Source organism: Pseudomonas graminis (genome assembly GCF_004364335.1).
In the GTDB taxonomy this organism is placed as follows: Bacteria; Pseudomonadota; Gammaproteobacteria; order Pseudomonadales; family Pseudomonadaceae; genus Aquipseudomonas; species Aquipseudomonas graminis_D.
Genome location: NZ_SOCR01000005.1, coordinates 242,928 through 266,868 on the forward strand (window position 1 = coordinate 242,928; position 23,941 = coordinate 266,868).

Annotated in this window: 26 protein-coding genes and 1 pseudogene; 17 read left to right on the forward strand and 10 right to left on the reverse strand. The window is 60.0% G+C overall.

Annotated elements, in window-relative coordinates:
• Positions 1–20: 20 nt before the first annotated feature.
• Positions 21–926, forward strand: a complete 906-nt coding sequence (gene argB / locus EC919_RS11040; protein ID WP_133773857.1) for an acetylglutamate kinase — start codon at positions 21–23, stop codon at positions 924–926.
• A gap of 83 nt (positions 927–1,009) precedes the next feature.
• On the opposite strand, the gene EC919_RS11045 is transcribed toward argB, so the two are convergent.
• Positions 1,010–1,621: a DUF4124 domain-containing protein gene (locus EC919_RS11045; RefSeq protein WP_432213805.1), complete on the reverse strand. Its 612-nt coding sequence runs from the start codon at positions 1,619–1,621 to the stop codon at positions 1,010–1,012.
• Positions 1,622–1,633: 12 nt separating this feature from the next.
• Complete coding sequence (gene pyrE / locus EC919_RS11050; RefSeq protein ID WP_074885836.1) at positions 1,634–2,275, reverse strand: orotate phosphoribosyltransferase; 642 nt, start codon at positions 2,273–2,275, stop codon at positions 1,634–1,636.
• Between the two features lie 82 nt (positions 2,276–2,357).
• Here pyrE and EC919_RS11055 point away from each other — a divergent pair, with 82 nt between their 5' ends.
• Positions 2,358–3,137: an exodeoxyribonuclease III gene (locus EC919_RS11055; protein ID WP_065988229.1), complete on the forward strand. Its 780-nt coding sequence runs from the start codon at positions 2,358–2,360 to the stop codon at positions 3,135–3,137.
• Between the two features lie 83 nt (positions 3,138–3,220).
• Here the strand turns inward: EC919_RS11055 and EC919_RS11060 are convergent, their stop codons facing one another.
• Both EC919_RS11060 and rph read right to left on the reverse strand, forming a co-directional pair.
• Positions 3,221–3,589 carry a DUF4870 domain-containing protein gene (locus EC919_RS11060; protein WP_065988228.1) on the reverse strand — a complete coding sequence of 123 codons (369 nt, stop codon included), beginning with the start codon at positions 3,587–3,589 and terminating at the stop codon, positions 3,221–3,223.
• Between the two features lie 57 nt (positions 3,590–3,646).
• The gene (gene rph / locus EC919_RS11065) at positions 3,647–4,369 is read right to left on the reverse strand and encodes a ribonuclease PH (RefSeq protein ID WP_133773859.1); all 723 of its coding nucleotides are present in this window, start codon (positions 4,367–4,369) and stop codon (positions 3,647–3,649) included.
• A 288-nt stretch (positions 4,370–4,657) separates the two neighbouring features.
• Here rph and EC919_RS11070 point away from each other — a divergent pair, with 288 nt between their 5' ends.
• The 6 genes from EC919_RS11070 (at position 4,658) to EC919_RS11095 (ending at position 9,918) form a co-directional block, all read left to right on the forward strand.
• Positions 4,658–5,521, forward strand: coding sequence for a YicC/YloC family endoribonuclease (locus EC919_RS11070; protein WP_133773861.1), 864 nt, complete (start codon positions 4,658–4,660; stop codon positions 5,519–5,521).
• A 13-nt stretch (positions 5,522–5,534) separates the two neighbouring features.
• Positions 5,535–6,155 (forward strand): guanylate kinase, encoded by a 621-nt coding sequence (gene gmk, locus EC919_RS11075; protein WP_133774209.1) that lies wholly within the window; start codon positions 5,535–5,537, stop codon positions 6,153–6,155.
• A 130-nt stretch (positions 6,156–6,285) separates the two neighbouring features.
• Positions 6,286–6,549, forward strand: coding sequence for a DNA-directed RNA polymerase subunit omega (rpoZ, locus tag EC919_RS11080; protein WP_025257879.1), 264 nt, complete (start codon positions 6,286–6,288; stop codon positions 6,547–6,549).
• A 60-nt stretch (positions 6,550–6,609) separates the two neighbouring features.
• Positions 6,610–8,718, forward strand: coding sequence for a bifunctional GTP diphosphokinase/guanosine-3',5'-bis pyrophosphate 3'-pyrophosphohydrolase (spoT, locus tag EC919_RS11085; protein ID WP_133773863.1), 2,109 nt, complete (start codon positions 6,610–6,612; stop codon positions 8,716–8,718).
• 24 nt (positions 8,719–8,742) lie between these two features.
• A complete protein-coding gene (locus tag EC919_RS11090; protein ID WP_065988223.1) occupies positions 8,743–9,123 on the forward strand; it encodes a RidA family protein in 381 nt (126 codons plus the stop codon).
• Positions 9,124–9,180: 57 nt separating this feature from the next.
• The gene (locus EC919_RS11095; RefSeq protein ID WP_133773865.1) at positions 9,181–9,918 is read left to right on the forward strand and encodes a hypothetical protein; all 738 of its coding nucleotides are present in this window, start codon (positions 9,181–9,183) and stop codon (positions 9,916–9,918) included.
• A 123-nt stretch (positions 9,919–10,041) separates the two neighbouring features.
• On the opposite strand, the gene EC919_RS11100 is transcribed toward EC919_RS11095, so the two are convergent.
• Positions 10,042–10,902, reverse strand: coding sequence for an SDR family oxidoreductase (locus tag EC919_RS11100; RefSeq protein ID WP_133773867.1), 861 nt, complete (start codon positions 10,900–10,902; stop codon positions 10,042–10,044).
• Positions 10,903–11,114: 212 nt separating this feature from the next.
• Here EC919_RS11100 and exbB point away from each other — a divergent pair, with 212 nt between their 5' ends.
• From exbB to EC919_RS11130, 6 genes are all read left to right on the forward strand, one after another.
• A complete protein-coding gene (gene exbB, locus EC919_RS11105) occupies positions 11,115–12,092 on the forward strand; it encodes a tonB-system energizer ExbB (protein ID WP_133773869.1) in 978 nt (325 codons plus the stop codon).
• Between the two features lie 3 nt (positions 12,093–12,095).
• Positions 12,096–12,521 carry a TonB system transport protein ExbD gene (gene exbD / locus EC919_RS11110; RefSeq protein ID WP_133773871.1) on the forward strand — a complete coding sequence of 142 codons (426 nt, stop codon included), beginning with the start codon at positions 12,096–12,098 and terminating at the stop codon, positions 12,519–12,521.
• Positions 12,518–13,261, forward strand: a complete 744-nt coding sequence (locus tag EC919_RS11115) for an energy transducer TonB (RefSeq protein ID WP_133773873.1) — start codon at positions 12,518–12,520, stop codon at positions 13,259–13,261. The genes exbD and EC919_RS11115 overlap by 4 nt, the downstream gene beginning before the upstream one ends.
• A gap of 91 nt (positions 13,262–13,352) precedes the next feature.
• Positions 13,353–14,282 (forward strand): hydrogen peroxide-inducible genes activator, encoded by a 930-nt coding sequence (locus EC919_RS11120; RefSeq protein ID WP_065988216.1) that lies wholly within the window; start codon positions 13,353–13,355, stop codon positions 14,280–14,282.
• Between the two features lie 8 nt (positions 14,283–14,290).
• Complete coding sequence (gene recG / locus EC919_RS11125; protein WP_133773875.1) at positions 14,291–16,366, forward strand: ATP-dependent DNA helicase RecG; 2,076 nt, start codon at positions 14,291–14,293, stop codon at positions 16,364–16,366.
• An 86-nt stretch (positions 16,367–16,452) separates the two neighbouring features.
• The gene (locus EC919_RS11130) at positions 16,453–17,847 is read left to right on the forward strand and encodes an aminoacyl-tRNA deacylase and HDOD domain-containing protein (RefSeq protein ID WP_133773877.1); all 1,395 of its coding nucleotides are present in this window, start codon (positions 16,453–16,455) and stop codon (positions 17,845–17,847) included.
• Between the two features lie 217 nt (positions 17,848–18,064).
• On the opposite strand, the gene EC919_RS11135 is transcribed toward EC919_RS11130, so the two are convergent.
• The 4 genes and pseudogenes from EC919_RS11135 to EC919_RS11155 all read right to left on the reverse strand — a co-directional run bounded on the left by EC919_RS11135 (position 18,065) and on the right by EC919_RS11155 (position 20,589).
• Positions 18,065–18,451 (reverse strand): helicase, encoded by a 387-nt coding sequence (locus tag EC919_RS11135; protein ID WP_133773879.1) that lies wholly within the window; start codon positions 18,449–18,451, stop codon positions 18,065–18,067.
• 329 nt (positions 18,452–18,780) lie between these two features.
• Positions 18,781–19,050: pseudogene (locus EC919_RS11140) on the reverse strand (HU family DNA-binding protein); the annotation flags it as partial.
• A 188-nt stretch (positions 19,051–19,238) separates the two neighbouring features.
• A complete protein-coding gene (locus EC919_RS11150; protein WP_133773882.1) occupies positions 19,239–20,387 on the reverse strand; it encodes an NAD(P)/FAD-dependent oxidoreductase in 1,149 nt (382 codons plus the stop codon).
• Between the two features lie 34 nt (positions 20,388–20,421).
• Entirely contained in the window at positions 20,422–20,589 is a 168-nt protein-coding gene (locus EC919_RS11155; protein WP_002555879.1) for a rubredoxin, read from the reverse strand.
• Positions 20,590–21,183: 594 nt separating this feature from the next.
• Between EC919_RS11155 and EC919_RS11160 the strand changes: the two genes are divergently transcribed.
• Together EC919_RS11160 and ubiA are read left to right on the forward strand one after the other, a co-directional pair.
• Positions 21,184–21,762: a chorismate--pyruvate lyase family protein gene (locus EC919_RS11160; protein WP_133773884.1), complete on the forward strand. Its 579-nt coding sequence runs from the start codon at positions 21,184–21,186 to the stop codon at positions 21,760–21,762.
• Complete coding sequence (gene ubiA / locus EC919_RS11165; RefSeq protein WP_133773886.1) at positions 21,762–22,652, forward strand: 4-hydroxybenzoate octaprenyltransferase; 891 nt, start codon at positions 21,762–21,764, stop codon at positions 22,650–22,652. Before EC919_RS11160 ends, ubiA begins: the two co-directional genes overlap by 1 nt.
• Positions 22,653–22,688: 36 nt before the next feature.
• Here ubiA and EC919_RS11170 read toward each other — a convergent pair whose 3' ends face one another.
• Positions 22,689–23,069, reverse strand: coding sequence for a COG4315 family predicted lipoprotein (locus tag EC919_RS11170; protein WP_133774211.1), 381 nt, complete (start codon positions 23,067–23,069; stop codon positions 22,689–22,691).
• 170 nt (positions 23,070–23,239) lie between these two features.
• Between EC919_RS11170 and phoB the strand changes: the two genes are divergently transcribed.
• Positions 23,240–23,929, forward strand: coding sequence for a phosphate regulon transcriptional regulator PhoB (gene phoB, locus EC919_RS11175; RefSeq protein ID WP_065988205.1), 690 nt, complete (start codon positions 23,240–23,242; stop codon positions 23,927–23,929).
• Positions 23,930–23,941 lie beyond the last annotated feature (12 nt).

A 23,941-nucleotide genomic window follows, 5' to 3' on the forward strand; every position in this document is an offset into this window, starting at 1 on the left:
CTATTTTGAGTGGAGCCCAAATGACCCTCGAACGTGATGCCGCAGCCAATGCCGCCAAGGTCCTCTCCGAAGCGTTGCCCTACATCCGACGCTTTGTCGGCAAGACGCTTGTCATCAAATACGGCGGCAACGCCATGGAGAGTGACGAGCTGAAAACCGGCTTCGCCCGCGACATAGTGCTGATGAAGGCGGTGGGCATCAACCCGGTCGTGGTTCACGGCGGCGGGCCTCAGATTGGCGACCTGCTCAAACGCCTGTCCATCGAAAGCCACTTCGTCGACGGCATGCGCGTGACCGATGCAGAAACCATGGACGTGGTGGAAATGGTGCTGGGCGGCCAGGTCAACAAGGACATCGTCAACCTGATCAACCGGCACGGCGGCAGCGCCATCGGCCTGACCGGTAAAGACGCGCAGTTGATCCGTGCGAAAAAGATGAACGTCACGCGCCAGACCCCGGAGATGCTCAAGCCGGAAATCATCGACATCGGTCACGTGGGTGAAGTCGTTGGCATCAACACCGACCTGCTTAACATGCTGGTGAAGGGCGATTTCATCCCGGTGATTGCGCCAATCGGTGTGGGCGCCGATGGCGAGTCCTACAACATCAACGCCGACCTGGTGGCAGGCAAAGTCGCTGAAGCCCTGAAGGCCGAAAAGCTGATGCTGCTGACCAACATTGCCGGCCTGATGGACAAGGAAGGCAAAGTGCTGACAGGCCTGACCACCGAACAGGTGAATAGCCTGATCGCCGACGGCACCATCTACGGCGGAATGCTGCCGAAGATCCGCTGCGCACTGGAAGCGGTTCAGGGCGGGGTGAACACCTCGCACATCATCGACGGCCGTGTGCCGAATGCCGTGCTGCTGGAGATCTTCACCGATACCGGCGTCGGCACATTGATCAGCAATCGCAAGCGTCACTGATTGCCGCTGTAAAAAGCCCCGCCCGGCTTACTCCCGGGCGGGGCTTTTTTGTGGCTGGTTTTTGGTCGCGCCCATAGCGGTGATCACCGACCAAGCAGTTTCTGCACACGGGCGCGATCCTGCGCGAACTCGGCCTCAGCCTGGGTTCTCGCCGTCTGGTAGCGCAGGATGTCGACTTTCAGGTTCTGCTGCTGATCACGCAGATCATCCATCTGATCAAGCAGCGTCTTCGGCACCGGGTGCCCTGCCCGCTCTTGATCAGCCGCCTGTGTTTGCAGCGAGCCTTGCTGGGTAACGAGGTTCTGGATGTTGCCTTGCGCCACGACGATCAGGCCGTCGAGTTCGGCGAGTCGACGATTCTTCGCCCGGTCCACGTCCTCGACGCTGCTGTACAGCCGCAGCAGATGGGCGTCGGCGTCGGACTGAAGCTTGGCGGCCTGGGCGTCGCGCAATTCATCGGCGGATGGTGCGGGCGGTATCGTCTGCACCACCCGGCCGCGCTGATTAAGCACTTCGTAACCCTTGCCGACGTACTCCGGGGGCACGCCCTGGCGGTCAAGCACGGTTACGCCGCGACTGTCGACGTAGCGATACAGCACGATGCCCGGGGCATCGTCCGCATGAACATTCGCGATGCAACCCAAACCCAGCGACAGACAAAAACCCAACGTGCCCAGCTTGAGCATAAACCGCATCCTTTTGGAGGCTCAGATTCCGTATTGGGCCCGGTACGCTTCGACGGCGGGCAAATGCTGTTTGAGCTGAGGGTCGTCGGCCAGGAATTCCAGCACCTGATTCAACGATACGATGCTCACCACCGGAATGCCGAAATCACGCTCTACTTCCTGAATGGCAGACAGCTCGCCGTTGCCACGCTCTTGGCGGTTCAGCGCAATCAGCACGCCGGCAGCATTCGCGCCCTGGGCCTGAATGATCTGCATGACTTCGCGAATAGCGGTGCCTGCGGTGATCACGTCGTCGATGATCAGCACATTGCCGGTCAACGGCGCGCCGACCAGGCTGCCGCCTTCGCCATGGGCCTTCGCCTCTTTGCGGTTGAAGCACCAGGGAAGATCGAGACTGTGATGCTCGGCAAGGGCCACGGCAGTCGCCGCTGCAAGGGGAATACCCTTGTAGGCCGGGCCAAACAGAACATCGAAGGAGATACCGCTTTCAACAACGGCGGCGGCGTAGAACTTACCCAGTTGGGCAAGGGCCGAACCACTGTTGAAAAGACCGGCATTGAAGAAGTAAGGGCTGGTGCGCCCAGACTTCAAAGTGAACTCACCGAAGCGCAAAACTCCGCGATCGATGGCAAAACGAATGAAATCGCGTTGATACGCCTGCATGAAAAAAGCCCCGAATACCACGGATTTAGCTAATTAGGTAGAGCTCGGGTATCATACACGCACGTGATTTTTGGGGCCATTTATGCGGATCATCAGTGTGAACGTTAATGGTATTCAGGCTGCAGTCGAGCGTGGTTTGCTCAGTTGGCTGCAAGCTCAGAATGCCGACGTCATCTGCCTTCAGGACACCCGCGCCTCCGCCTTTGAACTGGACGACCCAGCCTTCCAACTGGACGGCTACTTCCTATATGCCTGCGAGGCCGAAGTGCCTGCTCAGGGTGGCGTGGCGCTTTACTCGCGGCTGCAACCGAAGGCGGTCATCAACGGTCTTGGTTTCGAGACGGCTGACCGTTACGGGCGTTACCTGCAGGCAGATTTCGACAAAGTCAGTATCGCGACCTTGCTGCTCCCTTCCGGGATGAACGGCGATGAAGACTTGAATCAGAAATTCAAGCTCATGGACGACTTCGGCAAGTACCTCGACAAGCAGCGACGCAAACGTCGCGAGTACATTTACTGTGGCTCGCTGTACGTGGCGCAACAGAAGCTGGACATCAAAAACTGGCGCGACAGCCAGCAATCTCCGGGCTTCCTGGCACCAGAGCGTGCATGGATGGACGAGATCGTTGGCAACATGGGTTATGTCGATGCCCTGCGCGAAGTCAGCCGTGAAGGCGATCAGTACAGCTGGTGGCCGGATAACGAGCAGGCCGAGATGCTCAATCTGGGCTGGCGCTTCGATTATCAGCTGCTGACCCCGGGCCTGCGTCGTTTCGTACGCAGTGCACGTCTTCCACGCCAGCCGCGTTTTTCGCAACACGCGCCACTGATCGTGGACTACGACTGGACGCTCACCATCTGACGTTCAGTTGCTCAAAAAAAGCCGACGTGAAGTCGGCTTTTGTTTGTCCGCAGATCAGGCGATCGCCCAATCTCTGGAAGCGCTTACTTGATCAACCGCCAAGTGAACGGATAGCGGTAGGCGACGCCGTCATTGACCTTGACGCCCGCGATGATCGTCAGCACCAGCGCGCCGACGCCCACCAGCATCAACAGCGGAAAACCGATGATCACCACCATCAGCAAAAAACAGATCATCGCGGCAATGGCGACGGTGATCTGAAAATTGAGGGCTTCCTTGCCTTGAGCATCGATGTACGGGTCGACTTCTTTCTTGAGCTGCCAGACGATCAGCGGCCCGAGCAAATTGCCGAACGGAAAGATCAGGCCGAAAAACGCCGCGAAGTGGCACAGCATTGCCCACTGACGGACTTCTTTACTCGGCGTTGGCAACGGCGACTGACTCTCGATCATCATGCTTTCCCTGTTTTGATGCAGTGCTCTGAAGGAGTGTTCTGACCTGGAAAACGATCAGTCGGCCAGTGCCGCCTGCTGCAGTTCGAAGATTTCGTTCATACCTTTTTGAGCCAGTGCAAGCATCGCATTGAGGTCCTCAGGCTGGAACGGGGCGCCTTCGGCAGTACCCTGAACTTCGATGAAACCGCCCGCGTTGGTCATGACCACATTGAGGTCGGTCTCGGCAGCGAAGTCTTCAAGGTAATCCAGATCCAGGACCGGTTCGCCCTGATACATGCCCACCGACACGGCCGCGATCATCTGTTTCAGCGGATCGCCGCCCTTGAGGCCGCCACGCTTTTTGATCGACTTGAGTGCATCAATCAGCGCGACCATGGAGCCGGTAATCGACGCAGTGCGCGTCCCGCCGTCCGCCTGAATCACGTCGCAGTCTACGTACAAGGTGATTTCACCCAGCTTGGACATGTCCAGTGCCGCGCGCAGCGAGCGGCCGATCAGGCGCTGGATCTCGAGGGTACGGCCGCCCTGCTTGCCGCGGCTGGCTTCGCGCTGGTTACGCTCGCCCGTTGCGCGAGGCAGCATGCCGTATTCAGCCGTCAACCAGCCTTGACCCTGGCCCTTGAGAAAACGCGGAACGCCGTTTTCAACGCTGACGGTGCAGATCACCTTGGTATCACCGAACTCGACCAGCACAGAACCCTCTGCGTGCTTGGTGTAGTTGCGGGTGATGCGGATCGGGCGAAGCTGATCGGCAGCGCGACCACTTGGACGTTTCATCTGGGATACCTGTACTGGAGACGGAAAACTGGCCTGCATTATAGAGGTGCAGGCACGGCTTGGGACATCTAATGACACATTGCTCACGACAGGCGCTGCAGATTTGCACGCCTGGCAGCACGATCACAACGCCGCGCATCGCTTGCGACAATGCCACATTTGGGCGCACACCCTGCACTGAGCTACAATCCTGCGCCTTTATAGCCAGTCGTTTCCCCACGACACTCTGCCGGGGATTCATCCCGGGCCGGCTATCCGCAAACGCCTGAATTTATAGAGGTACTTCCCATGGTGCACAGCATGACGGCTTTTGCCCGCGCTGAACGAGCCGGCCCACAAGGCACGCTGAGCTGGGAAATGCGCTCGGTCAATCACCGTTACCTCGAACCCCATCTGCGCCTGCCGGAATCGTTCCGTGACCTCGAAGGCGCCGTACGTGAGGCGCTGCGCCAGGGACTTTCCCGAGGCAAAATTGAATGCACGCTGCGTTTCACTGAAGAAACCGCAGGCAAACCGCTGCAGGTTGACCGCGAACGCGCCGGGCAACTGGTCGCGGCAGCGGAGGTCGTTGCCAGCCTGATCAAGCAACCTGCTGCGCTGAACCCGCTTGAAGTGCTGGCCTGGCCCGGTGTTCTGGTTGCCGACGCCGCCGATCCGCAGGCGCTGAACAACGATGCACTGGCCCTGTTCAACGAAGCGCTCGAAGAGCTCAAGGCGGGTCGTGCCCGCGAAGGCGCCGATCTCGCCAGGCTTCTCGACGAACGGCTCACGTCAATCAAGACGGAGGTCGCGACCTTGCGTACCCTCGTGCCGCAGATGCTCGCCGCCCAGCGCCAGAAGGTGCTTGATCGTTTCGCCGACATGAAGGCCGAGCTCGATCCGCAGCGCCTGGAACAGGAAATGGTCCTGCTGGCGCAAAAAAGCGACGTCGCCGAAGAACTTGACCGTCTGAGCACTCACGTCACCGAAGTGCGCCGCGTACTCAAGGCCGGCGGGCAAGCCGGGCGCCGGCTGGATTTCCTGATGCAGGAGCTCAACCGCGAAGCCAACACACTGGGCTCCAAAGCCTTTGATCCTCGAAGCACGCAAGCCGCCGTCAACCTCAAAGTGTTGATCGAGCAGATGCGCGAACAAGTGCAGAACATTGAGTAAGGCCACCTCCGACATGACCCACAGCACCGGCACCCTGTACATCATTTCCGCCCCATCGGGCGCGGGCAAGACCAGTCTGGTCAACGCCTTGATCAACGCTCAGCCGCAGATCCGCGTGTCGGTGTCCCACACCACCCGAGCCATGCGTCCGGGCGAAGTGGACGGCGTGAACTACCACTTCGTCGACCGCGCCGAGTTCGTGCGCATGATCGAGCACGGCGACTTTCTCGAGCAGGCTGAAGTCTTCGGCAACATGTACGGGACGTCGCAGAGCCGTTTGCAGCAGACGCTGGACGAAGGTCATGACCTGATTCTGGAAATCGACTGGCAAGGTGCGGAACAGGTTCGCAAACTGATGCCCCACGCCCGCTCGATCTTCATTCTTCCGCCGACGCAGCAGGCGTTGCGCCAGCGCCTGACCAATCGGGGTCAGGACAGCGACGAGATTATCGAAGGCCGCATGCGCGAAGCCGTCAGCGAGATGAGTCACTACGCAGAATATGATTACATCGTGATCAACGACGATTTCGCCACGGCGCTTGAAGACCTGAAAGCGATCTTCCGCGCTAACCTGCTGAGCCAGGAACATCAACAGCAGCGCCACGCCGAGCTGTTAGCTCAACTGCTGGCCTGAGCGCTTCTTACGCGGCAAAACCGATCCATTCAAAATCAGCGCTTCCCTAAACGCTGGTGATTTTTTAGACTGTCGAGTCCGCTCGCCCATTCGGGCACCGCGCATATCGCATTTGCTACGAGGAATACCCATGGCCCGCGTGACCGTTGAAGACTGCCTGGAACATGTAGATAACCGTTTTGAGCTGGTCATGCTCGCCACCAAGCGCTCGCGTCAACTGGCGACCGGTGGCAAAGAGCCAAAGCTGGCATGGGAAAACGACAAGCCTACCGTAGTGGCCCTGCGTGAAATCGCTGCAGGCCTGATGGATTACGCTGTTATCGCAGAAGCCGAAATCGTTGAAGATGAACCACTGTTCGCCGCATTCGAGGACGAGTCCAGCGAGGCCGTCTAAGCCTATGCCTGGTCGACGTAGCAAGGCGCAGGGTCACAGCCTTCGGCAAGGAGTTTTATCTTGCCGAGCATAGACGCCCTCGCCGATCGCCTGTCGACCTACCTCGGCGCAGACCAGGTCAATCTGGTCCGCCGGGCGTATTTCTACGCCGAACAAGCCCACGACGGCCAACGCCGTCGCAGCGGCGAAGCCTATGTCACGCATCCGCTGGCAGTGGCCAATATTCTTGCCGACATGCACATGGACCATCAGAGCCTGATGGCCGCCATGCTGCATGACGTGATCGAAGACACCGGCATCGCCAAAGAAGCGCTCTGTGCGCAGTTTGGCGAAACGGTGGCCGAACTCGTCGATGGGGTCAGCAAACTGACCCAGATGAACTTCGAGACCAAAGCCGAAGCTCAGGCCGAAAACTTCCAGAAGATGGCGATGGCCATGGCGCGGGATATCCGCGTGATTCTGGTCAAGCTCGCCGACCGCCTGCATAACATGCGCACGCTGGAAGTCCTTTCCGGAGAGAAGCGCCGTCGCATCGCCAAAGAAACCCTCGAAATCTACGCCCCTATTGCCAATCGCCTTGGCATGCACAGCGTGCGTATCGAATTCGAAGACCTGGGTTTCAAGGCGATGTACCCGATGCGCTCGTCCCGCATCGGCCAGGCGGTCAAGCGCGCGCGCGGCAACCGCAAGGAACTGGTCAACAAGATCGAAGAGTCGCTAAGCCACTGCCTTGCCGTTGACGGCATCGAAGGCGAAGTCAGCGGCCGTCAGAAGCACCTGTATGGCATCTACAAAAAGATGCGCGGCAAGCGCCGGGCTTTTAACGAGATCATGGACGTCTATGCGTTCAGGATCATCGTCGACAAGGTCGACACCTGCTATCGGGTGCTTGGCGCCGTACACAATCTGTACAAGCCGCTGCCCGGCCGCTTCAAGGATTACATCGCGATTCCGAAAGCTAACGGCTATCAATCGCTGCACACCACCCTCTTCGGGATGCACGGCGTGCCCATCGAGATCCAGATTCGTACCCGCGAAATGGAAGAGATGGCCAACAACGGCATCGCCGCGCACTGGCTGTACAAGTCTTCAGGCGATGAACAGCCGAAGAGCACACACGCAAGGGCCCGTCAGTGGGTCAAGGGTGTGCTGGAAATGCAGCAGCGTGCGGGCAATTCCCTGGAATTCATCGAGAGTGTGAAGATCGACCTGTTCCCGGACGAGGTCTACGTGTTCACGCCGAAAGGCCGGATCATGGAGCTGCCGAAGGGCTCCACGGCGGTCGACTTTGCTTATGCCGTGCACACCGATGTCGGCAATAGCTGCATCGCCTGTCGGATCAATCGCCGGCTGGCCCCGCTTTCCGAACCGCTGCAAAGCGGCTCGACCGTCGAGATTGTCAGTGCGCCCGGGGCTCGTCCGAATCCGGCCTGGCTCAACTTTGTCGTGACCGGCAAGGCCCGCACCCACATCCGTCATGCGCTCAAACTGCAGCGCCGGTCGGAGTCGATAAATCTCGGCGAGCGCCTGCTGAACAAAGTGCTCAACGGCTTCGACAGCACGCTGGACAAGATTCCGGCAGAACGCGTGCGCCTGATCCTTGCCGAGTATCGGGTCGAGGTCATCGAAGACCTGCTCGAAGACATCGGCCTGGGCAATCGCATGGCGTACGTGGTCGCTCGCCGATTGCTGGCCAGTGAGGGCGATCAACTGCCAAACGCAGAAGGTCCACTGGCGATTCGTGGTACCGAAGGCCTGGTCCTCAGTTACGCCAAGTGCTGCACGCCTATTCCAGGCGACCCGATCGTCGGGCATTTGTCTGCGGGCAAAGGCATGGTCGTGCACCTGGACAACTGCCGGAACATCACGGAAATCCGCCACAACCCCGAGAAGTGCATTCAGCTGTCCTGGGCCAAAGACGTTACCGGCGAGTTCAATGTCGAGCTGCGCGTCGAACTGGAACATCAGCGCGGCTTGATTGCCCTGCTTGCGAGCAGCGTCAATGCCGCGGACGGCAACATCGAAAAAATCAGTATGGATGAACGCGATGGTCGCATCAGCGTGGTCCAACTGGTGGTCAGCGTGCACGACCGCGTGCACCTGGCCCGCGTGATCAAGAAACTGCGCGCACTGGCCGGCGTGATCCGCATCACCCGTATGCGCGCGTAGTCAAACCGCAAACAGGAGTTTTTCATGAGCAAGACCGTCATCTCCAGCGACAAAGCCCCTGCCGCCATCGGCACCTATTCCCAGGCAATCAAGGCGGGCAACACCGTTTACATGTCGGGCCAGATTCCGCTGGACCCCAAGACCATGGAGCTGGTCGAAGGCTTTGAAGCACAGACCGTTCAGGTCTTCGAAAACCTGAAGGCAGTGGCCGAAGCCGCAGGCGGTTCGTTCAAGGACATCGTCAAACTGAATATCTTCCTCACCGACCTGAGCCACTTCGCCAAGGTCAACGAGATCATGGGCAAGTATTTCGAGCAGCCGTACCCGGCGCGCGCCGCCATTGGCGTTGCTGCGCTGCCGCGTGGCGCGCAGGTCGAAATGGACGCCATTCTGGTCATCGAGTAAATCCCGGTGCGGAGCTCAAGCACGCTCCGCCTCCTCACAAAAGGAAGGACTGCACCCATGCGCGTTGCGTTTGCCCTCTCGCTGCTGGCCGCACTGCTCAGCGGCTGCGCCAGCCACTCCGACAAAAGCCCGGACGGCACCTGGATCAACCAGGCCGCCATCGACGCCGCAGCCCAAGGCGGTAACCTGCGTCAGGCGCTGCTGGCTCACGGCCCGAACCTGGAATGGAACATCAACACCAAAGCCGGACAGGCCACTGCTTCCAACGGCTTCGAGCTGAGTGAAGGCAAGATCGCCAGCAATGCCGACGGCAAGCTGCGCGTCGACTTCTACGGCAATGCGTCTGATGAGTTGACCATCAAGGGTGATGACCTGGTGCAGGGCGCCAGCGACACCGGGCCCGAGCAGCATTTCCGCACGCCCAAGGAAGCACCCCCGGCCGGCGCGCAACCCGGCACCAGCTTCGAGCGTGCGCTTTATACCGCCTACCTCGGCGGCAAGTGGACCATCGTCAATGGTGAAGGCCAGGGCAGCACGGTTGAGTTCATGCCAGATGGCAGCGTCAGTGGCCTGCCGGGTAATGATCGCTACGCGCTGTGCCTGGCTGGCGACTGTGCCGCAATGAGCGGTGAATACGACAGCATGTGGCTGGAAAAGAACGAGCGCGGTAACCCTTGGATCTTCGTACGCAACGGCAAACAGCTGGAGTTGTTCCAAGCGGTGAACAACGCCCAGGCGACCGAAATGCCGGACTTGCGCCCGGGCGAGCGGCATTGGGTGCTTGAGAAGAACTAAGTCGCCAAGCTCGAAAATGTAGGAGCGCGCTTGCCCGCGATTGCGGTGGGTGATCTGGCACGGTATAGCCAGAAAAATCCGTTCGCGGGCAAGCGCGCTCCTACAGTGGCTATATGATCTGATCTACTCTTGCTGATCTGCCAGCATCGCTTCATACCCTTCCTTATAGGTCGCATAACGCGGCGTCCAGCCCAGCGCTTTGGCGCGGGCATTGCTGCAGCGCTTGCTGCCGGCCCGGCGCACGTTGTTTACATCCGACCACTCTGTGACGCCCAGACGCTGACGCATCCAGTCGACCACTTCAGCCAGCGGCGCGGGTGCATCGTCGACGCCGATATAGCAGTCTTCCAGCGCGACCTCGTCCGATGCTGCTCGCAACAAAAACGCCAGCAGCCCGGCCGCGTCATCAGCATGAATGCGGTTGCCATACAGCGGCGGATCGATCGCAACGCTGTAGCCCTGGCGTACCCGATTCATCAGGTCGCTGCGGCCCGGACCGTAAATTCCGGTCAACCTGACAATGGTCGCTGGGACACTGCTGCTCAACGCCACTTGTTCAGCCTCGCGCATGATCTGTCCCGAGAACCCGGTTGCTTCGGCGGGCGACGTTTCATCGACCCACTCGCCTTGCTGCTGACCATAGACGCTGCTGCTGGACACGAAAAATATCCGCTTCGGTCGCTGTCCGCTGCGCTCGCTCCAGCCCAGTACGTGCCGGAGGCCTTCGACATACGCCGCGCGGTAACCCGCCTCATCCCGGTCAGTGGGTGTGGCGCAATAGACCAGGTAATCAAGCCGGCCTTCCGGCCAGTGGCCAGGAATGCGGGCGTCGAACAAGTCGCCGCGGACGCCGAGCACACCTGCGGGCAGTTTCTCAACGGAGCGGCGCAAGCCGTACACCGTCCAGTCATCAGGCAACAGCCGGGAGGCCAGCCGGCTCCCGATGTCGCCACACCCAGCAATCAAAACGGATGGCGCTGACATGTCCAATCTCCACATCACTCATTGAATTTCGGCCCGTAAAACGGGCTATAAAACCGACCATTGGGAAGCATTCTCAGGAAAAAAGAGACGCTCTTACTTTTGTTAACAAGAATTACTTGCAATAATGACGGCCCTTTGTTCTCCTCCGCTCGCCTCGCGCCAGCGTGACGCTCTCAGAACGAACACCTATTTTCATATCAGGTCGGGCCAGCATGACATCTATTCAAACCCCCGCTTCGTCACTTGCCAACCGAGGCCTGCCACGCGCAGGACGAGCCATTGCCGCGCTGCTGTTCAGCCTGATGTTGACGCCTGTGGCACTCGCCGACTCCAACGCTCCCGCACAAAAACCCGCTGTACAAGCCGAGACGCCAGCCGCTACACCGGTTGACCCCGCTACAGCGCCAGGCGTTCAAGAACTGACCCCGGCATCTGCGCCGGCAGAATCGCTCGACGCCGCCGCGGAAGATAACAGCCTGGGCATGTCCCACGATCTCTCGCCATGGGGCATGTACAAGAACGCTGACATCATCGTCAAAGCCGTGATGATCGGTCTGGCGATTGCATCAGTCATCACCTGGACCATCTGGATCGCCAAGGGCTTCGAACTGCTGGGCGCCAAGCGTCGTCTGCGAAGCGAAATCGCTGCGCTGAAACGCGCGCGCAACCTGGACGAGGCCAGCGCAGGGGCGAGGAAAGAAGGAACCCTTTCTCATTTGCTGGTGCACGACGCACTGGAAGAGATGCGCCTGTCGGTTAACACACGCGAACGGGAAGGCATCAAGGAACGTGTTGCTTTCCGCCTAGAACGCCTGGTCGCCGCTTGCGGCCGCAACATGAGCATGGGCACCGGCGTGCTGGCCACCATCGGTTCGACTGCGCCCTTCGTGGGCCTGTTCGGCACCGTCTGGGGGATCATGAACAGCTTCATCGGCATCGCAAAAACCCAGACCACCAACCTGGCCGTTGTTGCACCGGGCATCGCCGAGGCCTTGCTGGCCACCGCCCTGGGCCTGGTTGCAGCGATTCCGGCCGTGGTCATCTACAACGTCTTCGCCCGCTCCATCGCTGGTTACAAGGCGCAAGTGTCCGACGCTTCGGCGCAGGTTCTGTTGCTGGTCAGCCGCGATCTGGATCACCAGCCCGCAGCCGAGCGCAGCCAACCGCCGCACATGGTAAAGATGGGGTAAACCATGGGCCTGCATTTGAAGGAAGGCGACGACGAGCTCGCCGAGAACCACGAAATCAACGTGACGCCGTTCATCGACGTCATGCTGGTCCTGCTGATCATCTTCATGGTTGCCGCACCGCTGGCAACCGTGGACATCAAGGTTGACCTGCCCGCCTCTACCGCCAAACCAGTGCCTCGACCCGAGAAACCGATATTTCTGAGCGTGAAAGCCGACCAGAGCCTGTACCTGGGCGACGAAAAAGTGGCACGCGAGCAGATCGGTCAGGTGCTGGATGCCAAAACCAAAGGCAAGAAAGACACCACGATCTTCTTCCAGGCTGACAAGGGCGTCGACTATGGCGACCTGATGGACGTCATGAACGCCCTGCGCGGCGCCGGCTACCTGAAAGTAGGCCTGGTAGGGCTCGAGACGGTCGGCAAGAAATGATCAATACGCGCCAAAAGCTGACGCGCTATAGCGGTAGTCTGTTGTTGGTGCTGGCGGTCCATGCCATTGCGATCGTCGTCGCATTGCGCTGGCCTTCCTCGCAGGCCATCGAGCTGCCGCCAGCAGCGATGATGGTTGAGCTCGCGCCTGTTCCCGAGCCCGCCCCGCCGCCACCGCCGAAAGTCGTGCAACCGCCGCAGCCGCCTGCGCCTGAAGAACAACTGCCGATTCCGCCGGTCGCCGAAGCGCCCAAGGCCGAGATCGCCGTGCCCAAGCCGGTCAAGCCCAAACCCAAACCACAGCCGCCCAAACCTGTGAAGAAGGTCGAGCCGCCGAAGGAAGAAAAGCCAGCCGACAACAAGCCGCTGGACGCACCGCCGTCCAACGCCAAGCCGGAGAAGTCTGCCTCGCCGCAACCTGCTCCGCCCACGCCGCCAAGCAATGCATTGCCCACCTGGCAGGGTGAATTGCTGAGTCACCTGAGCAAGTTCAAGCGATATCCGGAAGACGCCCGACGTCGCGGCATGCAGGGCACCAGTCGTCTGCGATTCGTGGTCGATGGCGAAGGCCGCGTGTTGTCCTATGAACTGGCCGGCGGTTCAGGAAGCGCTTCACTGGATCGAGCGACGCTGGAAATGATCCGACGCGCGCAGCCTTTGCCCAAGCCGCCGCCGGAATTGCTGAAGAATGGGTCGCTGGAAGTGGTCGCTCCCTTCGTTTATTCCCTGGATAAACGCTGAAACCAGAATTTTGTCAGCCGCGACGGGTTGATAACGTGCGTCTATCGATTGCACCCGCTATGCTGGGGCCGCAACTTCATGGACGCACGTTATGACCCTCACAGAATTGCGCTACATCGTTACCCTTGCTCAAGAGCAGCACTTCGGCCATGCCGCTGAACGCTGTCACGTCAGCCAGCCGACCCTGTCGGTGGGCGTCAAAAAGCTGGAAGATGAACTCGGTGTGCTGATTTTCGAGCGCAGCAAGAGTGCCGTACGTCTGACCCCGGTTGGCGAGGGCATCGTGGCTCAGGCGCAAAAGGTCCTCGAACAGGCTCAGGGCATTCGTGAACTGGCTCAGACCGGCAAGAACCAACTGACCGCGCCGCTTAAAGTCGGCGCGATCTACACCGTCGGCCCGTACCTGTTTCCTCACCTGATTCCCCAACTGCACCGGGTCGCCCCGCAGATGCCGTTGTACATCGAGGAAAACTTCACCCACGTGCTGCGCGACAAGCTGCGCAATGGCGAGCTCGACGCGATCATCATCGCCTTGCCGTTCAACGAGGCCGATGTCCTGACGCTGTCGCTGTACGACGAGCCGTTCTATGTGCTGATGCCGGCCGATCATCCATGGACCCAGAAAAAGACCATTGATGCCTCCGCGCTGAACGACAAGAGCCTGCTGTTGCTGGGCGAAGGTCACTGCTTCCGCGATCAGGTGCTCGAAGCCTGCCCGACGCTGGTCAAGGGCGGCGACGCTGCCAAGCACACCACGGTGGAATCCAGCTCGCTGGAAACCATCCGGCATATGGTCGCTTCGGGGCTGGGCATTTCCATCCTGCCGATGTCGGCCGTCGACAGCCATCATTACGCCCCCGGCGTGATCGAAGTCCGTCCGCTGTCGCCGCCGGTGCCGTTCCGCACAGTGGCAATCGCCTGGCGTGCCAGCTTCCCGCGTCCGAAAGCCATCGAAATCCTCGCTGACTCGATTCGTCTGTGTTCCGTCGCTCGTCCTAAAGCTCAGGCTGAAGCGAGTTAAGGGACGGTATGACGGAGCTGTCTCATGTCTCGGTCACGGCGCTAAAAGGCGTCGGTGAGGCAATGGCTGAAAAGCTGGCGAAAGTCGGTCTTGAGAACATTCAGGACGTGCTGTTTCACCTGCCGTTGCGTTATCAGGACCGGACTCGCGTTGTGCCCATCGGCGAGTTGCGCCCGGGCCAGGACGCGGTGGTCGAAGGTGTGGTGAGCGGCGCCGACGTGGTCATGGGCAAGCGCCGCAGCTTGCTGGTCAGGATTGGCGATGGCACCGGTGTGTTGAGCCTGCGCTTTTACCACTTCAGCAACGCGCAGAAGGACGGCCTCAAGCGCGGTACCCACGTGCGCTGTTACGGCGAAGCCCGGCCCGGCGCTTCGGGTCTCGAGATCTACCACCCGGAATACCGCGCGATCACCGGCGATGAGCCAGTCGCGGTCGAGCAGACGCTGACGCCGATCTACCCTACGACTGAAGGCCTCACCCAGCAGCGCCTGCGGCAATTGTGTCAGCAGAGTCTGTCGATGCTTGGCCCAAAGAGCCTGCCTGACTGGTTGCCGGATGAGCTGGCGCGCGACTATCAACTCGCGCCCTTGGCTGACGCCATTCATTACCTGCACAACCCGCCTGCCGATGCCGACGTCGAAGAGCTCGCGCTGGGCCATCACTGGGCGCAGCACCGACTGGCGTTTGAAGAGCTGCTGACGCACCAGCTTTCCCAGCAACGCCTGCGTGAAAGCCTGCGCTCGCAGCGTGCGCCTGCGCTGCCACCGGCCAAGCGCCTGCCGAGGAAATTCCTCGCCAACCTCGGATTTCCGCCCACAGGTGCGCAGCAGCGCGTCGGCAACGAGATCGCCTATGACCTCAGTCAGAACGAGCCGATGCTGCGTTTGATTCAGGGTGACGTGGGCGCTGGCAAGACGGTCGTTGCAGCCCTCGCCGCATTGCAGGCCCTCGAAGCGGGCTACCAGGTTGCGCTGATGGCGCCCACTGAGATTCTTGCCGAACAGCATTTCATCAATTTCACCCGCTGGCTGGAGCCTCTCGGCATAGAGACGGCCTGGCTTGCAGGTAAGCTCAAGGGCAAGGCGCGGGCAGCATCACTGGCGCAGATCGCCGGCGGTACGCCCATGGTCGTCGGCACCCACGCTTTATTCCAGGACGAGGTGCAGTTCAAGAGCCTCGCGCTGGTCATCATCGATGAACAGCACCGTTTCGGCGTTCAGCAACGTCTGGCCCTGCGCAAGAAAGGCGTCGGCGGCTCGATGTGTCCGCATCAGTTGATCATGACCGCCACGCCCATCCCGCGCACGCTGGCGATGAGCGCCTACGCCGACCTCGACACATCGATTCTCGACGAACTGCCACCCGGTCGTACGCCGGTGAATACCGTGCTGGTGGTCGACAGCCGACGGATCGAAGTCGTCGAGCGCGTACGCAATGCATGCGCCGAAGGCCGGCAGGCGTACTGGGTGTGCACGCTGATCGAGGAGTCCGAGGAGCTGACGTGTCAGGCCGCCGAAACCACCTTTGAGGAACTGACCAGCGCGCTGGGCGAGCTCAAGGTCGGCTTGATTCACGGGCGCATGAAGCCCGCCGAAAAAGCCGCGGTCATGGCCGAATTCAAACAGGGCAACCTGAATCTGCTGATCGCGACGACGGTGATCGAGGTTGGTGTGGACGTCCCCAATGCCAGCCTGATGATCATCGAAAACCCGGAACGTCTGGGCCTGGCGCAGCTTCATCAATTACGCGGTCGGGTCGGCCGGGGTAGCGCCGCCAGCCATTGCGTGCTGCTGTATCACCCGCCGCTCTCGCAGATCGGTCGTCAGCGGCTGGGCATCATGCGTGAAACCAACGACGGCTTCGTGATCGCCGAAAAGGATCTGGAGCTACGTGGGCCCGGCGAGATGCTCGGCACCCGTCAGACAGGGCTGCTGCAGTTCAAGGTGGCTGACCTGATGCGCGATGCAGATCTGCTACCGGCAGTCAGGGACGCGGCCCAGGCGCTGCTGGAACGCTGGCCGCAACATGTCAGTCCGCTGCTGGAGCGCTGGCTGCGCCATGGACAGCAATACGGTCAAGTGTGAAGCAGTCAACGCAATAACAGGTGTCTCACCTCTATAACAACTAAGCTGGTTATACTTCAGCGATTGTAGGAATCTGGATACAGGCCATGACAGAAGTTGCCCACATTGACGCAAGCCCACACTGCCCTTCTATCATTCGGCAGTTGCTGGGCAAAGCCGCTATCAACTTCCGTGAAGTGACAGATGACGAGTCTCTTCCGCTTGATCAGAAAGTGCAGGCGATTCTGGTCGACGACTCAGTCGGCGCGCTGTTTATCCTGTTTCCTCAGAACCAATTGCTGGACCTCAATCGCATCACAGAGTTGACCGGCCGCAAGTTGAAAGCGGTTCCGAAAGAGTCGCTCGAACTCATGCTGCAAAAACACAAACTGGGCACGTTGCCGGGCCTGCCTTCGCTGACCAGCTCGCCTTGCCTGTATGAAGAGCGGATTCTGTCCGGCGCTACTGTGCTGATCGATTCCGGTGAGCCGGGCCTCTTGCTGGAAATCAGCAGCGAAGACTTCAGGACACTGTTGACCAAAGCCAGCGCTGCCCGCTTTGGCGAGCCGGTGACATCCGTTACGCCCAACCTCACGCGTCCCGATGACGACCGCGAGGAGATCACCAAAGCCGTTCAGAATTTCACCGCCCGGCGCATTCAGCAGCGTCTGGAATCCACGGTGGAGATTCCGCCATTGGCCGACACGGCGCAGAAGATCATCAAGCTGCGTGTCGACCCCGACGCGACCATTGACGACATCACCGGCGTGGTGGAAACCGACCCGGCGTTGGCGGCACAGGTCGTGAGCTGGGCGGCCTCTCCGTATTACGGCTCGGCCGGCAAAATCCGCTCTGTAGAGGATGCCATCGTCCGCGTGTTGGGTTTTGATCTGGTGATCAATCTGGCGCTCGGCCTGGCGTTGGGCAAAACCCTGGCGCTGCCCAAGGATCATCCGCAGCAAGCAACCCCTTACTGGCAGCAGTCGATTTACACCGCTGCGATCATTGAAGGCCTGACCCGCGCCATGCCCCGTGCCGAGCGCCCGGAAAGTGGCCTGACGTACCTCGCCGGCTTGCTGCACAACTTCGGCTATCTGCTGCTGGCGCATGTTTTTCCGCCGCACTTTTCGCTGATCTGCCGCCAGATCGAAGTCAATCCGCATCTCCATCACAGCTACGTCGAGCAACACCTGCTGGGCATCACACGCGAGCAGATTGGTTCGTGGCTGATGCGCAACTGGGACATGCCGGAGGAGCTGGTCATCGCCCTGCGCTTCCAGCATGACCCGCATTACGCAGGTGAACATCACAAGTACGCAAACCTGGTGTGCTTGGCGGTGAGACTGCTGCGCAAGGAAGGCATCGGCTCCGGCCCTCTGGAAGGCATTCCAGACGAATTGCTCGAGCGCCTGAAGCTGTCTCGCGAGAAAGCACAGGATGTCGTGAAGAAGGTGCTGGAAGCAGAAGTGCTGTTGCGCGAACTGGCCGCGCAGTTCAGCTGATTTCGAAGTGCCCTGAAGTGCCCTATAGAGACTAAGGGCAACTGTAGGAGCCGGCTCGCTGGCGAATGCATTCTGTCAGTCGGCATGTTCATATCTGACATACCGCGTTCGCCAGCAAGCCGGCTGCTACAGATTCATGTAGGGGTCGGGATCTTTATTAGACGTTGGATCAGCAGATAGCTCTGTACTGAGTCTGTAAAACCACAGGCTTCGTCGCTCAGACCGCGACCTTTTTCTTCTTCCTCGGCTTCAAATACTTTGTCAGGCCCTGAAACCACATCACCAGTCCAGCGTTGCCGGTGACCAGGATGTTCTTGTCCTGAATGCCCTGCATGAAAGCGAGCTGCTTGTTCCGGGCCTGCATGGTGGCGAAGCCGTAATCGGCATCCTTGAAAGAAATCACGAAAGCAGGCGCCGCAAAGGTGCCGGCGCGGCTTTTGACGCGTTGATCGCGCACGATGAAATGCCGGGCGATCTTGCCATCAGCCGTTTGCAGCTGGAAAGCCAGATCTTTCCCCGCGAGCTGCTGCTGAAAAGCGGGGTTATTGCGACTGGCGCGGCCCATCAACAGGCCCAACATCCAGAGTAGAAAACGAAACTTCATACGTGGGCCTCATGGGATCGGCGTCGGTCAGAGTGACCAGCCGCAGTGTAGCGAGCTTGATTGAACAGTGAGCAAGCAGAACCGGTCGGTCGCAAAGTGGCGAGCTAGACGCAACGCGCAGGGCAGCGCCGGTTGATTCATCGGGCATAAAAAAATGGACATGCCGACTGATCGGCATGCCCATCTCCGTGCTGCTCGCCCTCCGCAGAGCGCTCAGCGAATTACTTTTTCTTTGCTGCGGGTGCCTTGGCCGCTGCGGCCTTGGCTGGCTTGGCCTCTTTGGCGGCTGCAGCCGGCTTGGCTGGTTTCGCTGGCTTTACCGCGTCCGGATTAACGCTGTCTTTGAGAAACTTGCCCGGCTTGAATGCCACCGTGTTGCTGGCCTTGATCTTGACGGGCTCACCGGTCTGAGGGTTCTTACCGGTGCGGGCGCCACGATGGCGTTGCAAGAAAGTGCCGAAGCCAACCAGCGTGACGCTGTCCTTCTTGTGCAGCGCGTTGGTGATTTCGTCGAGCACGGCGTTGAGGACGCGATTGGCTTGTTCTTTGGTGAGATCTGCTTTCTCGGCAATAGCCGCTGCGAGTTCTGGTTTACGCATATGAAGCCTCTTTTACGGTTTTTTGTTTTTATGTCCCGTGCAGCCCTTGCGGACAGCGAGCAGGTGCCGCAACAGCTCTACGTTGCGGCAGACCGGAATGAGAATGGCACGCCACCGGGACCCGCGCCAGTACGTGGGCCACGTTTGTTTCAACTAAAAGATGGCTTATCCGACAGAACGACTGTTAATCATGCCAGCAACGGGGGCAAGGCCTTGTTCAGGGCGAGCTTGTCCATCACCGCAGCGCCCGTCAGCGCGTAACCCAGCAGGTTGCCGTCATTGTCGCGGCACAGCGCCTTGATGTCGGCGGCCTCACCTTCCACGGTCCAGACACCTTCCGAGCCCTTGGGCGGCGGGGACACTACCAGCGGGCAAACCGGTGTTTTCACGGTGACCGGCATCGGGCCATATTTGACGGGCGTGGGTGTGCCAGCGAGCGTCTGCGCCAAGGCTCGGGCGCAATTCATCAGCGGCATGACATAAAGCAGGTTCAGCCCATCGACTTCAGCGCAGTCGCCCAGCGCATAGATGTTTGCGTGGGAAGTCTGCAAATGCCGGTCGACCACCACGCCACGCCCGATTTCCAGGCCCGCCGCTGCGGCGAGATCAGTGCGGGGACGCAGGCCGATGGCCGACACCACCAGATCGCAATGCAGCACCTGGCCATCGGACAAGTGCGCTTCAAGCCCGTTGCCGGCACGATCAAGCCGAGTCAGCAAAGGGCCGAGGTGAAAACGCGTGCCCAGGCTCTCCAGCCCGGCCTGTACCGCTGCGGCAGCTGCCGGGTGCAACAACGTGGGCATCACCTGCTCGCACGGCGCAACCAGGTCGATTTCGTAACCGCCCAGCATCAGATCATTGGCGAACTCGCAGCCGATCAGGCCGGCGCCGAGGATTAACACCCGTTTCTTGCCTGCCGCTGCGGCCCGGAAACGCGCGTAGTCCTCCAGATCGTTGATCGGGAATATGGCGTCGGCAGCGTCACCCGCTACCGGCACCCGCACGGTTTCCGCGCCCCAGGCCAGAATCAGATCGCGATAAGGCACCGCTTCTTCGCCGATCCACAGACGCTTGTGACCCGGATCAATGCCGCTGACGCGGGTGTGCGTACGCACCTCGGCCCTGAGCTGCTCGGCCATGGCGCCCGGCTCGGCCATGCTCAGGCCGTCGGCTTCCTTGTTTTTGCCAAAGCCGGTGGAGAGCATGGGTTTGGAGTACGAACGGCCGTCATCGGCGGTGATCAGCAACAGCGGCGTCTCGCCATCCAGCTTGCGAAATTCGCGAGCGAGGTTATAGCCGGCCAGCCCGGTACCGATGATCACGACAGGTGCGTTCATTCATTTCTCCAGAGAGGTCGTGGAAATCGGCGGATCAGCCGATTTCGATCATTTCAAAATCCATTTTGCCGACGCCGCAATCAGGGCACAGCCAGTCTTCCGGCACATCCTGCCAGAGCGTGCCCGGCGCGATGCCGTCATCCGGCCAACCGTCGGCTTCGTTGTAGATCAGGCCACAGACTATGCATTGCCACTTTTTCATCGCTCGGTTCTCTTGGTTTCAGGCTAGACGTCCCAGACGCTTCGCTGTCGTCGCGAAGTTTATCGAATGGGTCAGGCCTTTTACTGATCACAGCGCCATGACGCAAGTTTCATCGATTCATAACGCGCGCTGTTAGCAGGACTGAGCAGCCAGGCAGGCGTCGGGAGTTACACCGCAAAATTAATAGTGCTCGGGCTGGCCCTTCCCGGCTGAAGCCGGTCCCACAAATACACCGCATATCCCAGTAGGACTGGCTTTAGCCGGGAGGCGTCGGGTGCCACGCTGCAAGATTGATGGCGCACACACCGGCCTCTTCCCGGCTGAAGCCGGTCCTACAATCACACCGCATATCCCAGTAGGACTGGCTTTAGCCGGGAAAGCGTTGGGTGCCACGCTGCAAGATTGATGGCGCACACACCGGCCTCTTCCCGGCTGAAGCCGGTCCCACAAATACACCGCATATCCCAGTAGGACTGGCTTTAGCCGGGAAGGCGTCGGGTGCGTCAGCGCAAAATGGCGCGCGCTCCGGCCGTCGGTCAAACATCGCAATCATGCTAAGCTCGCCGCCTCGATTGCCGCCTGTGTTTGTCTCCCGTGATCCAGCAAACCCCTGCATTTCCAGCGCCCGAGTGGCTTCTGCGCGATCAGTTGATCGAAGCCCCCTCGCCCGTCGTTCTTGAGTGGCTGTTCCACGAAGATTCCCTGACCCGACGCCTGACCCGCCTCTCTGACGACCGCTTTTGCGTCGAGCCGCAGTTCGAAGGCTGGCAGCGCCTGCGTGAAGATGAATGCGCCGCGCTGCACTTGCCTGAGGGCAGTGAAGGCTGGGTGCGTGAAGTGTATCTGCTGGGCCACGATGAAAAGTGGGTGTTTGCCCGCAGCGTCGCTGGGCGAACTGCGCTGGAGCATGATGGACTGCACATGGACGAACTCGGCACCCGGTCGCTTGGCGAATTACTGTTCAGCGATAAAGCCTTCGCTCGCGGCCCGCTGCAGGTCTGCCGCTATCCTGCGCAATGGCTGCCCAAGACTGACGCACAGCAGGGCTTGTGGGGACGCCGTTCCTGTTTCAGCCGTGGGACTTTAAGCATTCTGGTAGCGGAAGTGTTTCTGCCGACGGCATGGCGCGCGATCGAAGCCAACCTTCCACTGCACGCCCAAGAGGGCCGCTGATGTACCTGTCGTTGCTCAAATCCCTTAACCGTCTGCACCCGCGCGCCTGGGACTTCGTCCAGCTCACGCGCGTCGACAAGCCCATCGGTGTTTATCTGTTGCTGTGGCCCACCTTGTGGGCCGTCTGGATTGCCGGGAAAGGTTCGCCGTCCCTGAGCACCCTGCTGATTTTCGTCGTCGGCGTGTTTTTGATGCGCGCGGCGGGCTGCGTGATCAACGACTTCGCCGACCGTAAGGTGGACGGCCACGTCAAACGCACCGAGCAACGGCCTTTGGTCAGTGGCAGGGTGTCTTCAAAAGAAGCGCTGATTCTATTCGCAGTGTTGGTGACGCTGAGCTTTGTGCTGGTGTTGTTCACCAACGCAACGACAATCTGGCTGTCATTCGGCGGGCTCGCCCTGGCGGCGTGCTACCCCTTCATGAAGCGCTACACCTACTACCCGCAAGTGGTGCTGGGTGCGGCGTTTTCGTGGGGCATGCCAATGGCGTTTACCGCCGAGACCGGCGAGCTGCCAGCTGCCGCATGGCTGCTGTACATCGCCAATTTGTTGTGGACGGTGGGATACGACACGTATTACGCGATGACGGATCGCGAGGACGACTTGAAGATCGGCGTGAAATCCACCGCCGTGCTGTTCGGCGATGCGGATCGGGTGATCATCCTGACGCTGCAATGCCTGGCATTGTTCTGCCTGATGCTGGCGGGTACGCGCTTTGAGCTGGGCCTGTACTTCTTCATCGGCCTGCTGGTCGCCGCGGGATGCTTCGCCTGGGAGTTCTGGTCGACGCGGGACAAAGACCCGCAAGCCTGCTTCAAGGCCTTTTTGCATAACCATTGGGCGGGACTGGCGATTTTTGTCGGTATCGTGGTGGACTACGCGCTGCGCTGACCGATTCAGGCCGACGCAGCGGTTGGAAGGCTCAGATCACGGCTTGGCGATGTGCCAGACGTCGCCCTTGCCGTCGCCGGTTTTGTCGCCTGCGGCCTTATCGCTTTTGAAAAAGTACAGCGGCTTGCCCTTGTAAACCCACTGCGAGGCGCCGTCATCGCGCTTGATGATGGTCCAGTCGCCCTCAGGTTTGTCGCTTGCTGTGGCGATCAGCGGCGGCCAGTTAGTTGCGCATTGATCGTTGCAGACGGATTTGCCTGCAGAGGTGTCTTTATCAAAGGTGTAGAGGGTCATGCCTTTGTGGTCGGTGAGCATGCCATCACTGGTCATCGCGGGCGCGGCAGCGAATGCCATGCCGGATGATGCCAGCGCTGCTGCCGCCAAAAGACGCATCAGTGCGGAAGAAATTTTAGCCATGGATGAATCCTCTTCTTGTTTGTCGTTGTACGGACATTTCTTGTAGGACAAGTCCCCAGCTTAGCGCTAGATCGGCGAATAAGCCTAGCTCGAACTAACCTGTCACACGACTGCAATAATTCCGTTATCTAATGCGCCCCAAGACAGTTAAATGACATGAGGTTCGAGGCATGGCTGGCAGGAGTATTCTGATCGTCGACGACGAAGCGCCCATTCGCGAAATGATTGCCGTCGCACTGGAAATGGCCGGCTATGACTGCATTGAGGCTGAGAATTCTCAACAGGCCCACGCTGTTATTGTCGACCGCAAGCCGGACCTCATCCTGCTGGACTGGATGCTGCCGGGCACATCCGGCATCGAGTTGGCCCGTCGCTTGAAGCGTGACGAGCTGACGGGTGACATCCCGATCATCATGCTCACGGCCAAAGGCGAAGAGGACAACAAGATCCAGGGTCTTGAAGTCGGCGCCGACGATTACATCACCAAACCCTTCTCTCCCCGCGAGCTGGTCGCCCGGCTCAAGGCCGTGCTGCGTCGGGCTGCACCGAACGATGGCGAATCGCCGATCGAAGTGGGCGGTCTGCTGCTGGACCCGATCAGCCACCGCGTGACCATCGACGGCACACCTGCCGAGATGGGCCCGACCGAATACCGCCTGCTGCAATTCTTCATGACCCATCAGGAACGCGCCTACACCCGCGGGCAGTTGCTTGATCAGGTCTGGGGCGGAAACGTCTACGTGGAAGAGCGCACCGTTGATGTCCACATCCGGCGTCTGCGCAAAGCACTCGGCGAGGCTTACGAAAATCTGGTACAAACCGTCCGCGGTACTGGCTACCGTTTCTCCACCAAAAGCTGAAAAAGCTTGTGG